General features: G+C 63.7%; 11 protein-coding genes and 3 pseudogenes. 9 read left to right on the forward strand and 5 right to left on the reverse strand.

Annotated elements, in window-relative coordinates; genetic code table 11:
- Window positions 1–16: 16 nt before the first annotated feature.
- A complete protein-coding gene (locus F7R26_RS35925) occupies window positions 17–1,465 on the reverse strand; it encodes a site-specific integrase (RefSeq protein WP_058697492.1) in 1,449 nt (482 codons plus the stop codon).
- An 82-nt stretch (window positions 1,466–1,547) separates the two neighbouring features.
- On the opposite strand from F7R26_RS35925, the pseudogene F7R26_RS35930 reads away from it, so the two are divergent.
- Together F7R26_RS35930 and F7R26_RS35935 are read left to right on the forward strand one after the other, a co-directional pair.
- Window positions 1,548–2,561: pseudogene (locus F7R26_RS35930) on the forward strand (integrase core domain-containing protein); the annotation flags it as partial.
- A gap of 154 nt (window positions 2,562–2,715) precedes the next feature.
- Window positions 2,716–3,699 carry an AAA family ATPase gene (locus F7R26_RS35935; RefSeq protein ID WP_058697493.1) on the forward strand — a complete coding sequence of 328 codons (984 nt, stop codon included), beginning with the start codon at window positions 2,716–2,718 and terminating at the stop codon, window positions 3,697–3,699.
- Between the two features lie 872 nt (window positions 3,700–4,571).
- Here the strand turns inward: F7R26_RS35935 and F7R26_RS35945 are convergent.
- A pseudogene (locus F7R26_RS35945) lies at window positions 4,572–5,216 on the reverse strand (LysR family transcriptional regulator); the annotation flags it as partial.
- Window positions 5,217–5,310: 94 nt separating this feature from the next.
- On the opposite strand from F7R26_RS35945, the gene F7R26_RS35950 reads away from it, so the two are divergent.
- The 4 genes from F7R26_RS35950 to F7R26_RS35965 all read left to right on the forward strand — a co-directional run bounded on the left by F7R26_RS35950 (window position 5,311) and on the right by F7R26_RS35965 (window position 11,532).
- Window positions 5,311–6,471 carry an acyl-CoA dehydrogenase family protein gene (locus F7R26_RS35950; protein ID WP_058697494.1) on the forward strand — a complete coding sequence of 387 codons (1,161 nt, stop codon included), beginning with the start codon at window positions 5,311–5,313 and terminating at the stop codon, window positions 6,469–6,471.
- A gap of 8 nt (window positions 6,472–6,479) precedes the next feature.
- On the forward strand, window positions 6,480–8,528 hold the full coding sequence (locus F7R26_RS35955; RefSeq protein WP_058697667.1) for a 3-hydroxyacyl-CoA dehydrogenase NAD-binding domain-containing protein: 2,049 nt from the start codon (window positions 6,480–6,482) through the stop codon (window positions 8,526–8,528).
- Window positions 8,529–8,541: 13 nt separating this feature from the next.
- Complete coding sequence (gene pcaF / locus F7R26_RS35960) at window positions 8,542–9,750, forward strand: 3-oxoadipyl-CoA thiolase (RefSeq protein WP_058697495.1); 1,209 nt, start codon at window positions 8,542–8,544, stop codon at window positions 9,748–9,750.
- A gap of 99 nt (window positions 9,751–9,849) precedes the next feature.
- Window positions 9,850–11,532: an electron transfer flavoprotein-ubiquinone oxidoreductase gene (locus F7R26_RS35965; RefSeq protein ID WP_058697496.1), complete on the forward strand. Its 1,683-nt coding sequence runs from the start codon at window positions 9,850–9,852 to the stop codon at window positions 11,530–11,532.
- Window positions 11,533–11,620: 88 nt separating this feature from the next.
- On the opposite strand, the pseudogene F7R26_RS35970 reads toward F7R26_RS35965, so the two are convergent.
- Window positions 11,621–12,435 (reverse strand): annotated as a pseudogene (locus F7R26_RS35970) (electron transfer flavoprotein subunit alpha/FixB family protein); the annotation flags it as partial.
- Window positions 12,436–12,821: 386 nt separating this feature from the next.
- On the opposite strand from F7R26_RS35970, the gene F7R26_RS35975 reads away from it, so the two are divergent.
- On the forward strand, window positions 12,822–13,325 hold the full coding sequence (locus F7R26_RS35975; RefSeq protein ID WP_058697497.1) for a MarR family winged helix-turn-helix transcriptional regulator: 504 nt from the start codon (window positions 12,822–12,824) through the stop codon (window positions 13,323–13,325).
- A gap of 65 nt (window positions 13,326–13,390) precedes the next feature.
- Here the strand turns inward: F7R26_RS35975 and F7R26_RS35980 are convergent, their stop codons facing one another.
- Both F7R26_RS35980 and F7R26_RS35985 read right to left on the reverse strand, forming a co-directional pair.
- Entirely contained in the window at window positions 13,391–13,894 is a 504-nt protein-coding gene (locus tag F7R26_RS35980) for an Lrp/AsnC family transcriptional regulator (RefSeq protein ID WP_058697498.1), read from the reverse strand.
- A 66-nt stretch (window positions 13,895–13,960) separates the two neighbouring features.
- On the reverse strand, window positions 13,961–14,260 hold the full coding sequence (locus tag F7R26_RS35985; RefSeq protein WP_058697499.1) for a DUF1330 domain-containing protein: 300 nt from the start codon (window positions 14,258–14,260) through the stop codon (window positions 13,961–13,963).
- Between the two features lie 263 nt (window positions 14,261–14,523).
- Between F7R26_RS35985 and F7R26_RS35990 the strand changes: the two genes are divergently transcribed.
- Both F7R26_RS35990 and F7R26_RS35995 read left to right on the forward strand, forming a co-directional pair.
- Window positions 14,524–15,264, forward strand: a complete 741-nt coding sequence (locus tag F7R26_RS35990; RefSeq protein ID WP_158577652.1) for an SDR family oxidoreductase — start codon at window positions 14,524–14,526, stop codon at window positions 15,262–15,264.
- Between the two features lie 25 nt (window positions 15,265–15,289).
- Window positions 15,290–18,859, forward strand: coding sequence for an indolepyruvate ferredoxin oxidoreductase family protein (locus F7R26_RS35995; RefSeq protein WP_058697501.1), 3,570 nt, complete (start codon window positions 15,290–15,292; stop codon window positions 18,857–18,859).
- Window positions 18,860–18,971 lie beyond the last annotated feature (112 nt).

The raw sequence follows: 18,971 nt of genomic DNA on the forward strand, positions 1-18,971 counted from the left end.
TCCTCGTACACCCGGCTCATACTGCCACCCCGGTGTCTAGGGCGCGCGTGACCAGCGTCGACAGGTGTGTGCCCCAGCTGTCCTGCACAGCGTCGAACAGCTTGCGGTTCTCGCGGTAGCTGAGGTAGCCCTCGGTGGTGGACAGTCGTGCGTGCCACATCAGCTGCCGCAACTGATCGAGCGCCCGTGTGTACCTGGTCTCATTCGCGGTCATCGCGTCGACCATGTTCAGCCCAAAGGTTGCACGCAGGTCGTGGAAGCTAAACTCGTACCTGAGGTTGCCGAGCCGCTCGCGCATCATGGGCAATAGTTCGTCCTTGATGAACTGGCGCACGGCCTGTCCAGTCTTGACGTGACGGCGCACCTTTGGGCCAGTGCTGACCGGGCCGCGCGATGCGAGATCATCGTAGAGCGGCGCACCGCGATGGCTCAGAAAGAGCGGCTGGTCGTGGTCATCTCCGCCGTCTGCCAGTTGGCGACGCTTGCGCGCACGATCGCTGTGCACGTAGATGTACAGCCGCTCGTAGAAACCCCGGGGCAGGTGCAACACGCCCTTGACACCGCCCTTCGTGTCGATGCCCGTACCCGGCCCGCAGGCGAGACGGATGTCGTCGCCGTGAAACTCGCCTGGCTTGCGCATTACGTGTTTCGCGCGCACGGTCAATACCGTCTGGATGCGAGCGCCCGTCAACAAAGCGAACAGATGAACGAGCGTCATCTCGATGTTGCCGAGAGCGGCTAACGATTCAAGCAACACCGACTGCTCGGAAGAGGAGAGCGGGCGCAGGCGCCCGCCGTCCTGAATGCGATCGTCCCACGGGTCTTCCGCGCGGCGACAGCGGATCGACAGGTCAGTGGTCTTGACCTCGATCACGCCGCTGAATCCCTTCTGGTCCTTGACCTCAATGAAGCGATCAGATTCAACCCACGGCGCGTTCGCGGGCCTGAAGCCGGCTTCGGTTATGAGCCAGCGATAGAAGCGGGCTATAGCACCCATACGACGCTTCGCGACACCCGCAGACAGTTCGCCCGCCTGCACGGCCAGCCTGATCGATGCGCTATAGCGGTAGGTCGGCCGTTGTCGCTTGTTTGCGGGGAACGTTAGCCAGTCGATATCCTCGTCGTCCAGGTAACGACGGAACGCCACCAGATCGTCAGCGATGCTGGCGAACGTCAGCATATTGGGCGAGGACTTCGACTCCAGCATATCGATGAGCCAGATGTTCGCTTCAGCCCACGGCGCGCCGTCAGCAAGTCGGACAACGGGAAAGAGAGGGAAGGTGCTTGGGATCCACTGCGGTCGTGCGTCGCGCCGCTTGCCGGTGGCGGGGTCTGCGAGCGGGACCGTGTGATAGACGGTGCCACCCTCGGGTGTGGTGATGCTAACCGGCGTCGCGCCGGGAGTGTCGCGGTCAACGACCTCGGTAAGCGGTAGTTGCCGGATGGTGGTTCTTCTTGCGATCATCGCCCAGATCCTCTTATGTGTTTGGAGGTGTCTGCTTTAACACAGCCTGCGAGTATCAGCAGATCGTTCTTGGCTTGCGCATATTGGCCGCGAGTATAGCCGCTACGACGTCATCAAGACCATCGAGTCGGCCTTGGAGCCGCATCGACTGCGCGACTTCACGATTCCTGGCTTGGCCTACGGTCCGCACGACGGCTTTCCCTCACAGCGCCTCCCAGAGCTGGCGTATACAACCTGGGAATGGATGAAGCTGGACAACGCGAAGGCGAATCTCGCCAAGGAGACGCTCGACGCGTTGTGTGAGTTCGTTGGCTGTTGCGCAGACACAGGACCGAAGTACAGTCCCGATGATCGCCCCTACATCGAACGCTTCTTCGGGACTATTGCGAGCAGGCTGTCTTCCAGATTGCCTGGCTACACGGGTTCGCATCCCCGTGATTTGCGGCGCGCGCTGGCCGATCCGAAGGGAAAGCTACGCTTGTATGTGTCGTTTGACGAGTTAGAGGAGTTGGTCGAATACGCTATTGCGAGCTACAACGGCACGCCGCATGCCGGCCTGAACAATGTCACGCCGCTTGAAGCGATGGAGTATTTCATTCGCGGCAAGGAACAGTTGGTGACATGGCTGCCCGAGCATCGTCGCCGTACCCTTTGTCTAATGCAATCGGCCAAGCGTTGCACCGTACGAGCATATCTCCAGCAGGGCGTTCGACCGCACATCAACTTGTATGGTGTGCGCTACACAAGCAACGTCCTTGCGTGCAGCACGGATTTGATCGGCAAGAGCTTGCTTATTTACCTGAATGCCGATGATCTTCGCTGTGTCCGCGCGTTCCAACCAGACGGCGCTGAGTTTGGGGTCTTGGAGGCGCAAGGGGCTTGGGGCGTGATACGGCATAACCTGAAACTACGCCAGCAAATCAATCAGGAGAAGAAAGACAAGAAGCGGTCGCGTGGGCCCGTTGATGCGGATCCCATCGGAGACTACGTCGACGGAAAGATGGCGCAGGCAAAGAAGTCACGGAAGGCGGCATCCGAACTGGCGGAAGCAAAGCGGATTCTGTCATCCGCGCCGACGGCGCGAACTGCGATGGGGCGGGGAGCATCCGCCGCGCAGACCGCAACGAACGCCGCGTCAGAGCAGAAAGTAGACAAGGCTTCCGAGCAGAAAAAAACACCGACTCGACCGAAGAAGCTGTCTATCGGTACCGGCCAAGTCTTTTAACCCTGTCCTCCGCGAGGGAGTCATCATGTCGCTTCAGATACCGCGTCCGATCGATCCATCGCTGCACCCCTTGGTCACCGGCAACTATCGTATCGCCACGCCGGCCATCGAAGAGCTCTACGAACTGGTCACTCGATGTCTGCGCTACAGAATTATGGGCGCCCTGATCTACGGCCCGTCGCGCATCGGTAAGACACGGGCGATCGAGTACGTGCGATTGCTGTTGGCACGCGAACACCCACGGATGACCAGCTACCACGCACGATGCGAACACAAGCCGAGGCATGCCGAGGGACCATTCTTCGCCAACCTGCTTGAAGCGGTTGGCGACCCGGATCCTAACGCTGGCGCCAACCCGGCCAAACGTATGCGCCTCGCACTGAGGATTCGTGAGGCCGCCGCTCGGGCAGGAAGTGGGACGGTTCTGCTTTTCTGTGATGAGGCGCAGCGCTACAACGACAATGAATACGAATGGCTGCGTGATGTTCACGATGCGCTGGATCGACAGCAGATCAAGTTGTTCACCTTCCTCGTCGGGCAACAGGAATTGCTCGCTCAGAAAACGGCCATGCAGTTGGCTGGGAAAACTCAGATTGTCGCGCGGCTGATGGTCGAGGAATTGGCCTTCTACGGCATACGAAATGCGAAGGACGTGGCAACGTGTTTGAGCGGCTATGACGAGACGGCTTATCCCGAGCGTAGCGAATGGAGCTTTACCCGATTTTACGTTCCGCAAGCCTTTGATGCTGGCTATCGACTGGTCAGCGATGCCGACGCGCTGTGGGACGCGTTCGAGACGGCGCACCACAAGGCCAGCTTGCCTGGGGCTCTCGAGATCCCAATGGAGTCGTTTGTCCGTGCCGTAGAGATCCTGCTAAAGGATAGCGAGCTCAGGGATTGCCCGGGCTACTGTCCCGAGCCAGCGCTATGGGCGCACGCGGTACGGCATTCCGGTTACGTCCAGTCACGCCATGCAATCGGTCGTGTGCTCGTCTCCGCTGCCTTGTGAGGGCATTCTAAGGTGGCCCGCTTCCCTATCCTCACGCTCGACGAGGCGAAGCTCACTCCGGCGCTGGGCTACGTGTTCGACAAGAAGTGGATCGATCCACGGGAATCGCTCGTCTCGATCCTCTGGAAACTCAAAGTGGCGAATGCCTTGTCAGGCGTCGCTGTGATGCGGTTGGTAAGGTTGGACATCGATCCCTACGAGAGCCTTCCGCCGCAGAGAGGATTCATCGATGTCGTTCGGCTGAACGAAGCGCTGGGCTTGCCAACCAAATCGCTGCACATGGCACTCATCGAGCAAACCAATCAGCGACGCTATAGCGAAGTGTTTCGCTACTGCCATTTCTGTATGGTGCGTGGGTACCACTCCCTCTTGCACCAACTAGAGACAGCGAGTCGATGTCCTGCGCATCGTTGCCCTGTGGAGTCGGCATGTAGGCAGTGCGGACATCAAGCGCCGTATTGCCTGAATGTGCAGCTTCTCGAGGCACCACACCGTTGCGCGCATTGTCATGCATTCTATGGCAACGGGGCCTGGCGACCCGACCGACCACGGCCCATGAGGCCGGACCAACGCAAAGCGTTCGCGCGCTCGTACTTTGAGCAAGGCCTGGGATGCAGGAGCCATGGGTAGAGGGACCTTTACCTCTTTCGGCTCTCCGATGTCGGCTCGCCAGATGGAGCCGGCGTAGCATTCCGGGTCCGTGCAGGCATTTGCACGCCTTCGATTGACACTTCGCGACCCTCAGCCGGTGACAATATTAGTTCGCTGGGCGTAAGTCCTTGATTCTTTTGATGGTACGCCCGGTTGCCGCGCCGTTGCCGCGCGAATTGACGACATTCCTTCGGAAACGGTGACACTCTTCCTTTGTTCTACGGATGCAGGGTCAGTTCGCGCCGTTCCTCGCCCAAGTATGCCGAGACCCTCAGATTGCGTCCAGCCACGGCCGACGTGATCAGAGGGACACCGCCAAGTTCCTCCAGCCGCGACGGCATGGCGTGCCCGCAGGCGTACTCGACCGACGCACAGGTGACGCAGCGCACCTGCGCTAGCTCGATTGCCACCATCTGTTGCGGGGGGTCGGACATCACCCGAATCGCCACGTCCACTTCCTCGCGCAAGAGGTCGTCGACACGGTTGTCGAACAGCAGATCGAGAGCGATGTCGGGATATAGGCGCTTGAACTCGATCAGCCAGCCGGACATCACTATGTGCCCAAAGCCGGTTGGCAGGCTGAGCCGGACCGAGCCGTACAGGCCTTTGCCGAACATGGCCACCGACTCCTTGGCCGCCAACACTTCATTGCGAATGACACACCCATGGTGGTAGAGGCGTTGGCCGACCTCCGTGAGCTCGACCCGCCGTGTCGTGCGCCGCATCAGCTGCATGCCGACCGATTTTTCAAGCTGGGTCAGGTGATAGCTGATATTGGCCCGGCTCATCTTCATGTTCCGCGCGGCCAGGCTGAGATTCCCCGCTTCCACGATGTCGACGAAGAGTGTGAGTGCGCTGCCGTTGATCTGTCAAAAAATATTGAACAGAGTGTTCACTCTCTTTCTAATTGTCAAATTCATTCGATCATTAAACAATCCCTCCCATTCAAAGGAGATTCCCATGGCGCTTGATCAGGAAACTTTCCAACTGCTCAAGGACAGCGTCCAACGCTTCGTCCGGGAGCGGCTGGTGCCCGCCGAAAACCATTTGGAGGAGCACGACGAAGTGCCGGCCGACATCGTGGCCGACATGAAGGAGCTCGGCCTGTTCGGTATCTCGATTCCCGAGGAGTACGGCGGTATCGGGCTGTCGATGGCCCAGGAGTGCGAGGTGGCCTACGAACTCGGCCAGACGGCGCTCGCGTTCCGCTCGGTGGCGGGCACGAACATCGGCATCGGCTCGCAGGGCATCCTGATGGATGGCACGTCCGAACAGAAGGCCGAATACCTGCCGCGCATCGCCAGTGGCGAGTTGATCATCTCGTTCGCGTTGACCGAACCCGACGCCGGATCGGACGCGGCGTCGCTGAAGACGAAGGCCGTGGCCGACGGCAGCGATTACCTCATCAGCGGCACCAAGCGCTTCATCACCAATGCGCCGCGCGCCGGCGCCTTCACGCTGATGGCGCGCACCGGCGGCGCGGGGGCGGGCGGCATCTCGGCCTTCATCGTCCCGGCCGGTCTGCCGGGCCTGACGCTCGGCAAGCCCGACAAGAAGATGGGGCAGAAAGGCACGCGGACCTGCGATGTCAACCTCGACAGCGTGCGCGTTCCCGCCGCCAACATCATCGGTGGCGAGGCGGGCAAGGGTTTCAAGACGGCGATGAAGGTGCTCGACCGCGGCCGCCTGCATATCTCGGCCCTGGCGTGCGGCATGGCGCAGCGCATTCTGCAAGAGAGCGTGGCCTATGCGCAGCAGCGCAAGCAGTTCGGCCAGCGCATTGGCGACTTCCAACTGGTGCAGGCCATGCTGGCCGACAGCCAGGCCGAGCTGCTGGCAGGCTGGGCGCTGGTGCAGGGGACTGCGCGCCGCTATGACGCCAAGCCATCCGGCGTCAGCGATCCGGAGGTGAGTATGCAAGCCTCCTGCACCAAGCTGTTCACGACCGAGATGGTGGGTCGCGTGGCCGATCGCGGCGTGCAGATCCACGGCGGCTCGGGCTACATCAACGAGTTCCCAGTCGAGCGCTTCTACCGCGACGTGCGCCTGCTGCGCCTGTATGAGGGCACCACGCAGATCCAGCAGCTCGTCGTCGGCAAGCATCTGATGAAGGCCGCGTGAGGTTGACCATGCTTGACATCCGCAACGGCATCGCCGTCATCACGCTGGTCCACCCGCCCGTCAACAGCCTGGGCCACGCGCTGCGCGAACGCATCGTGCAGCAACTCGATGCCGCGTTGGCTGATTCCGCAGTGCGCGGCATCGTGCTGACCGGCAATGAGAAGACATTCTCCGCCGGTGCGGACGCCACCGAGTTCGGCACGCCGCGCCAGCTGCAGGACCCCATTTTGCGCACGGTCATCACCCGCATCGAGGCGAGCAGCAAGCCCGTCGTGGCGGCCATCACCGGTGTCGCCCTGGGCGGTGGCCTTGAACTCGCTCTGGGCTGCCATGGGCGCGTCGCGCAGGAAAAGGCCCGGATCGGTCTGCCGGAGATCACCCTGGGCCTGATTCCCGGCTCGGGTGCAACCCAGCGGCTGCCCCGGCTGGTGGGCATTGCTGCCGCCCATGCGCTGATGTCCGGCGGGCAGCCCCAGAGCGCCCGCCAACTCGCCAAGTCGGGCCTGTTCGACGACGTCGTGGCTGGGGACACGGTTGGCGCAGCCGCCGCTCTCGCGACGATGCTCGCTGAAAAGGGGCTTCCTTACCCACGGGCGCTGGATGGCGAGGTCGACGCCACCGAAGTCCAGGCAACGGTGGCCGCGCAACGCGCAAAGCTCACGGCCCGCCAAAAGCTGCAGCCAGCATACGGCGCGCTGCTCGACGCGCTGGCCGCATCCGCGCTGCCGTTCGACGAAGGCATGCAGAAGGAGCGCGAGCTGTTTCTGGCCCTCGTGCCCACGACGGTGGCCCAAGCGCTGCGCTACCAGTTCAAGGTTGAACGGGAAGCTACGAAGCTGCCGCCGGCGCTCCAGGCACCCGCGCGCGAGGTGCGCTCCATCGCTGTGATCGGGGCCGGAACGATGGGCTCAGGCATTGCCATCTCGGCGCTCGATGCCGGCTTGTCCGTACTGCTGCTGGAGCAGGATGAGGCCGCGCTCGAAAGCGGGAGGCAGCACATTGGCGATCACTACCGTGAGCGCGTGGCGGCGGGCAAGCTCTCCGCCGAGGCCGCGTCGTCCAATGAGGCACGCCTGCAGACCAGCCTCGAATGGGAACGCCTGCAGCAGGCCGATCTGGTGATCGAGGCTGTCTTCGAAGACATGGCCGTCAAGCAGGAGGTATTCCGCAAGTTCGATACCCATGCGCGGGCGGGCGCGGTGCTGGCGACGAACACGTCCTACCTCGATATCGATCCGATTGCCGCGGCGACTTCACGCCCGCAGGACGTGCTGGGGCTGCATTTCTTCAGTCCGGCCAACGTGATGAAGTTGCTGGAGGTGGTTCGCGGCGCAAAGACCGCCCCCGATGTGCTGGCCACCGGCATGGCGCTTGGCGCGACCCTCAAGAAGATGCCGGTGCTGACCGGCAACGCATTCGGGTTCATCGGCAACCGCATCTACAATGCCTATCGCCGCCAGTGCGAGTTCATGCTCGAAGACGGCGCGTGGCCTGAGGACGTGGACAATGCGCTCACTGGGCTGGGTTTTGCGATGGGGCCATTCGCGGTCGCCGATCTTTCCGGCCTTGACATCGCTTGGCGCATGCGCAAGGCGCAGGCGGCGACGCGCGATCCGCGCGAGCGCTACGTGGCCATTCTCGACCGGCTATGCGAGGCCGGGCGCCTGGGGCGCAAGACTGGCGCGGGCTACTACGCCTACGTGGACGGCAAGCAGGTGAAAACCACCGATGCGGCTGTGCGCGACGTGATCCTGCAGGCGAGCGCGCAGCGCGGCATCAACCGGCGCACGCTTGCACCCGAAGGGATCCAGCGCCGCGCCTTGCTCGCCATGGTCAACGAGGCCGCCTTGCTGTTTGCCGAAGGCGTGGCAAGCCGCCCCAGCGACATCGACGTGGTGCTGGTGCAGGGCTATGGCTTTCCGCGCTGGGAGGGCGGCCCGGTGTTCTGGGCTCGCCAGCAGGAGCGAGCCCGGCTTGAAGCCGACCTCAAGCACTTGGCAGAAGAGGCCGGTCACGGCTTCTCGTTGGGCGATCTCGATCCGCTGCTTTCAACCTGATTCAAAAATCATCATGAACACTTCCCAAGCCTTCATCTGCGACGCCGTGCGCACCCCCTTCGGCCGCTACGGCGGCGCTCTTGCTGGCGTGCGCACCGACGACCTCGGTGCTGTGCCCATCAAGGCGTTGATGGAACGCAACCCGAATGTGGACTGGACCGCCGTGGCCGACGTGCTCTACGGCTGCGCCAACCAGGCCGGCGAGGACAACCGCAACGTGGCACGCATGTCGTCGCTGCTGGCCGGCCTGCCCATCGACGTGCCCGGCGCCACCATCAACCGCCTGTGCGGCTCGGGCCTGGATGCCGTGGGCTCGGCCGCGCGCGCCATCAAGGCCGGCGAGGCCCGATTGATGATCGCCGGCGGCGTGGAAAGCATGAGCCGCGCGCCCTTCGTCATGCCCAAGGCCGAGAGCGCCTTCAGTCGCAGCAACGCGGTGTACGACACCACCATCGGCTGGCGCTTCGTCAACAAGCTGATGAAGGCGAAGTTTGGCGTGGACTCCATGCCTGAGACCGCCGAGAACGTGGCCGATGACTTCAAGATCGAGCGCGAGGCGCAGGACCGAATGGCCCTGGCCAGCCAGCAGAACGCTGCCGCTGCCATTGCCGCTGGCTACCTGGCCCAGGAGATCGTGCCCGTGTCCATTGCCCAGAAGAAGGGCGACCCCATCGCCGTGAGCCAGGACGAGCACCCCCGCGCCACCACGCTGGAGGCGCTGGCCATACTCAAGGGCGTGGTGCGCCCCGATGGCACGGTCACGGCCGGCAACGCCAGCGGCGTGAACGACGGCGCCTGCGCGCTTCTGCTGGCGAATGAGGAAGCCGCCAAGCAATACGGCCTGGTGCCCCGCGCCCGCGTGGTCGGCATGGCCACGGCCGGCGTGGCGCCGCGCATCATGGGCTTCGGCCCCGCGCCGGCCGTGCGCAAGGTGCTGCAGCTCACCGGCCTGACGCTCGACCAGATGGACGTGATCGAGCTCAACGAAGCCTTTGCCGCCCAGGGCCTGGCCGTGCTGCGCGACCTCGACATCGCCGACGACGACAAGCGCGTCAACCAGTGGGGCGGCGCCATTGCGCTGGGCCATCCGCTGGGCGCCTCGGGCGCACGCCTGGCCACCACCGCCGTGAACCAACTGCACACGCTGGGGGGCCACTATGCGCTGTGCACCATGTGCATTGGCGTGGGCCAGGGCATTGCCGTGATTCTCGAAAAAATCTGACGCCCCAAGCTGACCGATCGCCGCACCGTCCTGTGCTGCGTGTCGCTTTTCCGAGTTCCGAACAGCAGCACAAGAACAATCGCTGGAGACTACCCACCAATGAGCCCTGAAGACATTCTGAGCACCTACGGCCCGCGTGAAGCGATGGAATACGACGTGGTCATCGTCGGCGCGGGCCCGGCAGGCCTATCGGCCGCGATCCGCCTGAAGCAGCTGGCCGCCGACAAGGGCGGCGAAATCAACGTGTGCGTGCTGGAAAAAGGCTCCGAACCGGGCGCGCACATTCTCAGTGGCGCCGTGATGGACCCCAAGGCCATCACCGAGCTTTTTCCGGCCTGGAAGGAACAGGGTGCGCCGCTGAACCAGCCTGTCACCGGCGACGACGTGCTATTCCTCTCCGAGACCGGCCACAAGCGCACGCCTGACGCCCTGGTGCCGCGCAACTTCCACAATGATGGCAACTATGTCGTCAATCTGGGGGCCGTCACGCAATGGCTGGGCCAGCAGGCCGAGGGCCTGGGCGTGGAGATCTTCCCCGGCTTCGCGGCCGCCGAGGTACTCTACAACGAAGACGGCTCCGTCAAGGGGGTGGCCACCGGCAATATGGGCATCGGCAAGGACGGCGAGCCGACCGAGAACTTCCAACTCGGCATGGAGCTGCATGCCAAGTACACGGTTTTCGCCGAGGGCGCGCGAGGCCATCTGGGCAAGCAGATCATTGCCCGCTTCAAGCTCGACGAGGGCAAGGACCCGCAAAGCTACGCCATTGGCATCAAGGAGCTGTGGGAGATCCCAGCCGACAAAGCCAAGCCCGGGTTGGTGGTGCACACCGCCGGCTGGCCGATGGGCAACGACACCTATGGCGGCGGCTTCCTCTACCACCTCGAAGGCAACAAGGTCACGCTGGGCTTCGTGACCGGGCTGGACTACAAGAACCCCTGGCTCTCGCCGTTTGAGGAGATGCAGCGCTGGAAGAGGCACTCGGCGATCAAGGCGCACATCGAGGGCGGCAAGCGCGTGGGCTACGGCGCGCGCGCCATCACTGCCGGCGGGTTGCTGAGCCTGCCCAAGACCGTGTTCCCGGGCGGCGCGCTGGTCGGCTGTGACGCGGGCTTTCTGAACGCAGCGCGCATCAAGGGCAGCCACGCGGCCATCAAGACCGGTATGCTGTGCGCCGAGGCGGCCTTCGAGGCTGTGACGGTGGGCCGCGCCGGTGACGAACTGGCAGCCTACCCGGCGGCCTTCGAGCAGAGTTGGCTGCGCACCGAGTTGCACCAGTCGCGCAACTTCAAGCAGTGGTTCAAGAAGGGCAGCACCATCGGCGCGCTGATGACCGGCATCGAGCAGTGGTTCCTGCCCAAGGTCGGCGTGAGTACCCCGCCCTGGACCATCCACCGCACGCAGGCCGACCACCTGTACCTCAAGCCGGCGGCCGATTGCCCCAAGATTAGCTATCCCAAGCCCGACGGGGTGCTGACCTTCGACCGGCTCTCCAGCGTGTTTATCAGCAACACCAACCACGCCGAGGACCAGCCCGCGCACCTGACGCTCAAGGATGCCGGCGTGCCGGTCAGCGTCAACCTGGCCAAGTTCGGCGGCCCCGAAAGCCGCTACTGTCCGGCCGGCGTGTACGAGTTCGTCAACAAGGACGGAGCCGACCAGTTGGTGATCAACGCGCAGAACTGCGTGCACTGCAAGACCTGCGACATCAAGGATCCGACCCAGAACATCGTCTGGGTCTCACCCGAGGGCGGTGGCGGGCCGAACTACGCGGGGATGTAGCTCCCGCCCGAGTACTGGCCGAGGGAGTCTCGGCTCGGATGCAAGGACTACTGCCGCCTGTCGCGCAGGCCAGGCGGCCCATCGTACGCTACCCCAACTGCTTGACGAGCTCTGGAACGGCCTCGAAGAGATCCGCTTCCAGGCTGTAGTCGGCCACCGAGAAGGTCGGCGCCTCGGGGTCCTTGTTGATCGCCACGATCACCTTGGAGTCCTTCATGCCCGCCAAGTGCTGGATCGTACCCGAGATGCCGGCAGCGATGTAGAGCTGCGGCGCAACGATCTTGCCCGTCTGGCCCACCTGCAGGTCGTTCGGGGCGTAGCCCGCGTCCACGGCCGCGCGGCTCGCGCCGATGGCCGCGCCCAGCTTGTCGGCCAGCGGGGTCATGACTTCCGTGAACTTTTCGGCGCTGCCGAGGGCCCGGCCACCCGAGACGATGATCTTGGCGGCGGTGAGTTCGGGGCGGTCGCTCTTGGTCACTTCGCGGCCCACGAAGCTGCTCTTGCCGCTGTCGGCGGCCGCTGCGACGGTTTCGACGGCGGCGCTGCCGCCCGTGGGGACCGCGGCGTCAAAGCCCGTGGTGCGCACCGTGATGACTTTCACGGCGTCGCTGCTCCGCACGGTGGCGATGGCGTTGCCTGCGTAGATGGGGCGCTCGAAGGTGTCGGCGCTGTCGACCTTGGTGATGTCGCTGATCTGCGCCACGTCTGCTTGGCGGCGACGCGGGGGGCCACGTTCTTGCCGCAGGCGGTGGCGGGGAACAGGACATGGCTGTAGCCGCTGGCGATGGCGAGCACCTGGGCGGCCAGGTTTTCGGCCAGGCCGTCCTTGAGGCTGGCGCCGTCGGCGTGGATCACCTTGGCAACGCCGGCGATCTGGGCTGCCGCCGCGGCGGCATGAGCAGCGCTGAATGGCTGGGCGAGCACCTGGCGGGGCTTAGGGCGTGGCCTTCAAATGCGTCAAAAATTATGTCAATATCCTCGCGTAATGCCGCTAAGATGAGCGAGGGGCTGTCGATGCTCGCAGGGCATAGGCGAGACGCGCCTCGATGAATCGCGGCACGGTGGCCATCCGTCGTCCGCGTGCGGCGATCTGTTACCTGATGGCTGAGGCCTGAACTTTCATGCTCCGAGTGGGGGCCGCCGCTTTTGGGAAGTGTCGGCAGTTCCAGATCGAGCATCTGACTCGGATTCCAGGTGTTCAGGATCTAGAAACTGAGGTTTCCACGCAGACGGATAAAGCTGACGTTGGCCCTACCTGTCAGAGTCTTTGAAACTGTCTGAATACATACATGCCCATATCCGATAACGACAACTACGATCAATCGGTCTCCGCGGTTCACAACCGATTGTTTTTTCGCCTGTTCCAGGCTGGCAATACCTTGGATCGCCAGTCCGTCAAGGAGCTTGGCATCACGACAGTTCAGTGGGCTACGCTGGGGGCTCTGTCGCGCCCGCAGGTGAAGGACGGAATGTCGTTTTCCGATCTCGCGGACTATCTGGTCGTGAGCCGTCAAAGTCTGGATGGGGTTCTCAAGCGTCTCGAGCGTGAGGGGCACGTGGAGCGCGTCGTCGATCCCGCCGACAGGCGTGCCAAAAAAGTGGTGTTGCTGCCCTCGGGGCGAGCGTTCTGGAGCGATATCCAGCCAAGAATCTACGAGTTCTATCGCCAGGCGGTTGCAAGCTTTCGCTTCGACGACAAGATCGCCCTGCTGCACCACATCAACCTGCTCAATGATGGCATGTCGAAGGTTGACCTTGGGGCTGGCGCCAAACCTGGAGAGATGGAAGGCTAGAGCCAGGGCGAGGTTCGAAGGCAAGCCTTCGTGAGTTGCGTTGAACGTCGCGGGCTGGTAGGAAATCATGGCTGCCGGCCCCCCTCGCCTGAAGGGGCTCCGTGCCAATGCAACGGTAGTTCAAGCGTTTGCTTGACCACCGTGCAGGGAATTTCGGTCTGGACGCGCCGAACTCCGTTGGCAGGGGTCAGGTGTTGGGCCAGGAATCGTCGATAGTCTTCGAGATCGCTGGCGACGACCCGCAACAGCGCATCGCAGTCGCCGAACATCAGATAGCACTCCAGCACCTGGGGCAGTTCCGACATCGCAGCGGCGAACTGCTGGGTGGTGTCCCCGTCTTGCGCTCGCAGCGAGATCCGTGCGAAGAAGGTGTGAGGCAAGCCCACTTCGGATGGAGCCAGCACGGCAGTGTAGCGGCGGATCACTCCTGTGTCCTCCAGCATGCGCAGCCGGCGCAGGCAGGGAGAAGGAGACAGCCCCACTTCCAAGGCCAAATCGTTGTTCGAGATCCGCCCATCACGCTGCAAGGCAGCGAGGATGCGCCGATCTATGGTGTCAAGGACCGGCATGGACGCAGGAATCCTTCTTCGCGTGGTACGGGCGTGGACGTGAACCTGAGGATCGTCAAGCCGATGTCACGGCGCTTCGCCAAAGCCCTCCACGATCACCAGCGAACCTTTCGAGGCGCCTTGGCGAATCGGTACCAGCGCCTGGTATTCGGGTGACTCGTACCAGGCGCGGGCTTGCGCCACGGATGGGAACTCCAGCACGACGAGGCGGTCGGCCGGAAGTGTGCCTTCGCGCAGTTCCTTGGCGCCATTGCGGATGAGGTACTTGCCGCCATGGGCCGCGATCGTTGCGGGAGCGCCTGCTGCATAGGGGGCATAGCTTGACGGGTCTTCCACGTCAATGAATGCGAGCACATAGGCTTTCATCCGGGTCTCCGAAGTGTGTTTTGGAGTGCATCACTCTAGGAGGCGCGGGCCCGGTTGTCCTTCAGATGGGGACATACCGGACTTTTCTGAAATCAATATCTGGCGCGATGCAGCGCGGGGTGCCCGAGAACACCGAGGGGCGTCGCAGTCGTCGCGTTCAGTTATAAGGGGCGCTCATATCTGATAGAAGCACCCCCGACTCGCACTGGCCCATGCGCCTTCCTACCATTTGCCGCAATGCAATTGAACTAGGGGCACATGCCATGGAGACAAGAACAGCACTCGTATGCGGTGGGACAGGAGGGCTTGGCGGCGGCGTCGCGCAGGCTTTGCGGGATCAAGGTGTGCGCGTGGTCGCCACCAGCTCGCGAGCGAATCCCGCCGCCGGTGTGGTCGATGGCGTAGCCCATCTCGACTTCACGGACAGACGCTCGATTGCGGGATGTGTTCAGGCACTGGAGCGAGCTGGGATCCGCCCGGACATTCTGGTGCTGAATGGGCCAGGCCCGGCCAAGGGGCGTACTGCCGAGGTACCTGAGAGCGCGTGGTTTGAGGCATTTGAAACGCTCTGGGCCGCACCCTTGACGTTGGTTCGCACGCTGCTGCCATCGATGGAGGAGCGCGGCTGGGGGCGCGTCGTCTGGGTGACGTCGGTCGCATGCATGCACTACGTCCCTGAGATGGCGATCTCCACCTCTTTGCGGGCCGGGTTACACGGCCTCGTCCAAACGCTGAGCGCCGAGTACGCGGGAAGCGGCGTGACGGTGAACGCGATTGCACCGGGTTACCACGAGACCGACCGGATGCGTCAACTCGGCGTGCCGCAATCGATCCTGGGCCAGATACCGGTGGGGCGGTTGGGGACGACAGCGGAGTTTGGTGCCGGCGCGGCCTTTCTCGCATCGGAGTCTGCCGGGTACGTGACAGGCCAGGTTCTCCTGTGCGACGGGGGATGGGGCCATGGGCACGGCGGGCCTCGCCCGGCGACCGGAGCAGGGCATTGACGCCGTTTAGGACAGAGGAAATCACATGAACAGTCCACTTCCCGAGGCGATCCGCAAGTCTCTCGAAAAAGTCACGCTCGACGACAAATACAGCCTGGATCGCGGCCGGGCATTCATGAGCGGCGTACAGGCGCTGGTTCGCCTGCCGATGTTGCAGCGCCAGCGCGACCTTGCCGCTGGCTTGAATACCAGCGGCTTCATCAGCGGCTACCGCGGCAGCCCGCTGGGCGGCTACGACCAGGCACTCTGGGCCGCGAAGAAGCACCTGCAGGCGAACCACGTGGTCTTCCAGCCGGGGCTGAACGAGGAACTGGCCGCCACCGCGCTGTGGGGGTCGCAGCAACTGGATCTGTATCCCCAGACCAAGAAGTACGACGGGGTCTTCGGTCTCTGGTATGGCAAGGGGCCGGGGGTGGATCGCTGCTCGGACGTCTTCAAGCATGCCAACATGGCCGGAACCGCGAAGCACGGCGGCGTGATCGCCATCGCGGGCGACGACCACGCATCCAAGAGCAGCACGGCGGCGCACCAGAGCGACCACATCTTCAAGGCCTGCGGGATGCCGGTCTTCTTTCCCTCGAGCGTGCAGGAGATCCTTGATCTCGGCCTGCACGCCTTTGCCATGAGCCGCTTCTCCGGCGTGTGGATGGGCATGAAGACGATTCAGGAAGTGGTCGAGTCCACGACCTCGGTCAGCGTCGATCCGGATCGGGTGCAGATCGCTCTGCCGGAGGATTTCGCCATGCCCCCCGGCGGCGTTCACATCCGCTGGCCGGATCCGCCGCTGGAGCAGGAAGCCCGGCTGATGGACTACAAATGGTATGCCGCGCTCGCGTACATGCGCGCCAACCGCCTCAATCGCAATGTGATCGAGGGCCCTCAGGATCGCTTCGGCATCATCGCCAGCGGCAAGGCGTACAACGATACCCGGCAGGCCCTGGTCGATCTGGGCCTGGACGACGATACCTGCCGCCGCCTGGGCATTCGCCTGCACAAGGTCAACGTCGTCTGGCCGCTGGAGGCGACCGCCACCCGCGAGTTCGCGATGGGCTTGCAGGAGGTGCTGGTGGTGGAGGAAAAGCGCCAGGTCATCGAGTACCAGATCAAGGAGGCGCTCTACAACTGGCGTCCCGACGTGCGGCCGAATGTGCTCGGCAAGTTCGACGAGCAGGAAGGTGACCACACCGGCGGCGAGTGGTCCATGCCCAACCCCAGCGAGAACTGGCTGCTGCGTGCCAAGGCCGACCTCACGCCGGCCATCATCGCGAAGGCGATCGCCAAGCGCTTGCGCAAGATCGGCATGGCGCCGGAAGGCAGCGACATCGCCGCGCGCATGGATGCGCGACTGGCCGTGATCGATCAGCGCGAGCGAGCCATGGCGGAGATGAAGATCGACACCGGGGATCGCATGCCGTGGTTCTGCAGCGGCTGCCCGCACAACACCAGCACCCGCGTGCCGGAAGGCTCGCGCGCGCTGGCGGGCATCGGCTGCCATTACATGTCGCAGTGGATGGACCGCAGCACCAGCACCTTCAGCCAGATGGGCGGCGAGGGCGTGGCTTGGGTGGGGCAGGCCCCGTTCACGACCGACAAGCACGTGTTCGCCAACGTGGGTGACGGCACCTACTTCCACAGCGGCCTGCTGGCCATTCGCCAATCGATCGCGGCCGGGGTGAACATCACCTACAAGGTGCTCTACAACGATGCGGTGGCCATGACCGGCGGCCAGCAGGTGGGCGAGCGCCCCGAAGGCCACAGCGTGCTGCAGATCCAGAAGAGCCTGGTCGCGGAAGGCGTGAAGAAGCTGGTCATCGTCACCGATGAGCCGCAGAAATACGACGGCGTGACGCTGGAGGCGGGGGTCACCGTGCATCACCGCGATGACCTCGACAAGATCCAGCGCGAGCTGCGCGAGATCGCGGGCTGCACGGCGATCATCTACGACCAGACCTGTGCCACCGAAAAGCGCCGCCGCCGCAAGCGCGGCAAGCTCGCCACGCCGGCCAAGACCGTGGTCATCAACGAGTTGGTCTGCGAGGGTTGCGGCGACTGCTCGGTGCAGTCCAACTGCCTGTCGGTCGAGCCCCTGGAAACCGAGTTCGGCCGCAAGCGCCGCATCAACCAGAACTCCTGCAACAAGGACTACAGCTGCGTCAAGGGCTTCTGCCCGAGCTTCGTCACCATCGAGGGTGGCGAGCTCAAGAAGCCCAAGAAAGAGAAGAAGGGGGACCTCGCCGCGCTGCCCCGCATTCCCGAGCCCGTGCTGCCGGTCGCCGAGGAGGCCTGGGGCATTCTCGTCGCAGGCGTTGGCGGAACCGGCGTGATCACCATCGGGCAAGTGCTGGGCATGGCCGCGCACCTTGAGGGCAAGGGCATTGTCACGCAGGACGCGGCGGGCCTGGCGCAGAAGGGCGGATCGACCTGGAGCCATGTCCAGATTGCCAACCGGCCGGAAGCCATCCACACAACCAAGATCGATACGGCCAACGCGGACCTCCTGATCGCGTGCGACGCCATCGTCGGTGCGAACAAGTACGCAACGGGGCTGATCCGCGAAGGGCGCACGTTCGTTGCGCTGAACACGCATGGCACACCGACCGCTGCCTTCACGCAGAACCCCGACTGGCAGTTCCCCGGCGGCAACTGCGAAGCGGTGCTGGCCGCCGCGGCGGGTGCGCAGATGGTGTCCAGCTTCGACGCGGAGCAGGCTGCGGTGCAGTTGCTGGGCGATTCGATCTACACCAATCCGCTGATGCTGGGCTATGCGTGGCAGATGGGCAAGGTGCCGCTCTCGCACGCTGCCTTGATGCGTGCCATGGAACTCAATGGGGTGCAGATCGAGAACAACAAGGCGGCCTTCGAGTGGGGACGCCGGTGCGCCCATGACCTCAAGGCGGTGCAGGCCTTGTACCAGGCCGCGGCCGTGATCGAGATCGTGCGCAAGCCGTCGCTCGACCAGGTCATCCGCAAGCGCGTCGAGTTCCTGACGGCGTATCAGAACGCAGCCTATGCGGCCGACTACCAGTCCTTCGTTGAGAAGGTTCGCTCGTCTGAAACACGCCTAAAGAGCACTCGCCTGACCGAGGCGGTGGCGCGCTACCTGTTCAAGCTGATGGCCTACAAGGACGAGTACGAAGTGGCGCGGCTGCACACCGATGCGGCATTCACGCAGAAGCTGGCCGACATGTTTGAAGGCGACTTCAAGGTAGTGCACCACCTCGCGCCCCCGACGTTTGCCAAACGCAACGACAAGGGTGAACTGGTCAAGCAACCCTTCGGCCCCTGGATGCGCCGCGCTTTCGGAATCCTCGCCAAGATGAAGAGCCTGCGCGGCACGGCGCTCGATCCCTTTGGCCGGACCGAGGAACGCAGGACGGAGCGCGCCCTGATCCAGGACTATCGCGCCAGCGTCGAGGAGCTGCTTCCCATGCTGTCGCCGGAGAAGCTCTCCCTCGCCGTGGAAATCGCCCGCATTCCCGAAGAGATCCGGGGGTATGGCCACGTGAAGGAGCGCCATCTTGCGGCGGCACGCGAGAAGTGGGCGGCCCTTCGCCACCAGTGGCGCAACGGGACCGTGGCGAAGGAGGTCGCCTGATTCACCAGCCTTCGGCATGACGCGGTGCCCGAAACACCGGGCATTGCGTCATCGCCGGTTTCTCCGGTCAGGCCACGCAGGCCAGACCGACCTGCGTAGTTCTTTCCTCGAA

The sequence above is a fragment of the Cupriavidus basilensis genome (genome assembly GCF_008801925.2).
In the GTDB taxonomy this organism is placed as follows: Bacteria; Pseudomonadota; Gammaproteobacteria; order Burkholderiales; family Burkholderiaceae; genus Cupriavidus; species Cupriavidus basilensis.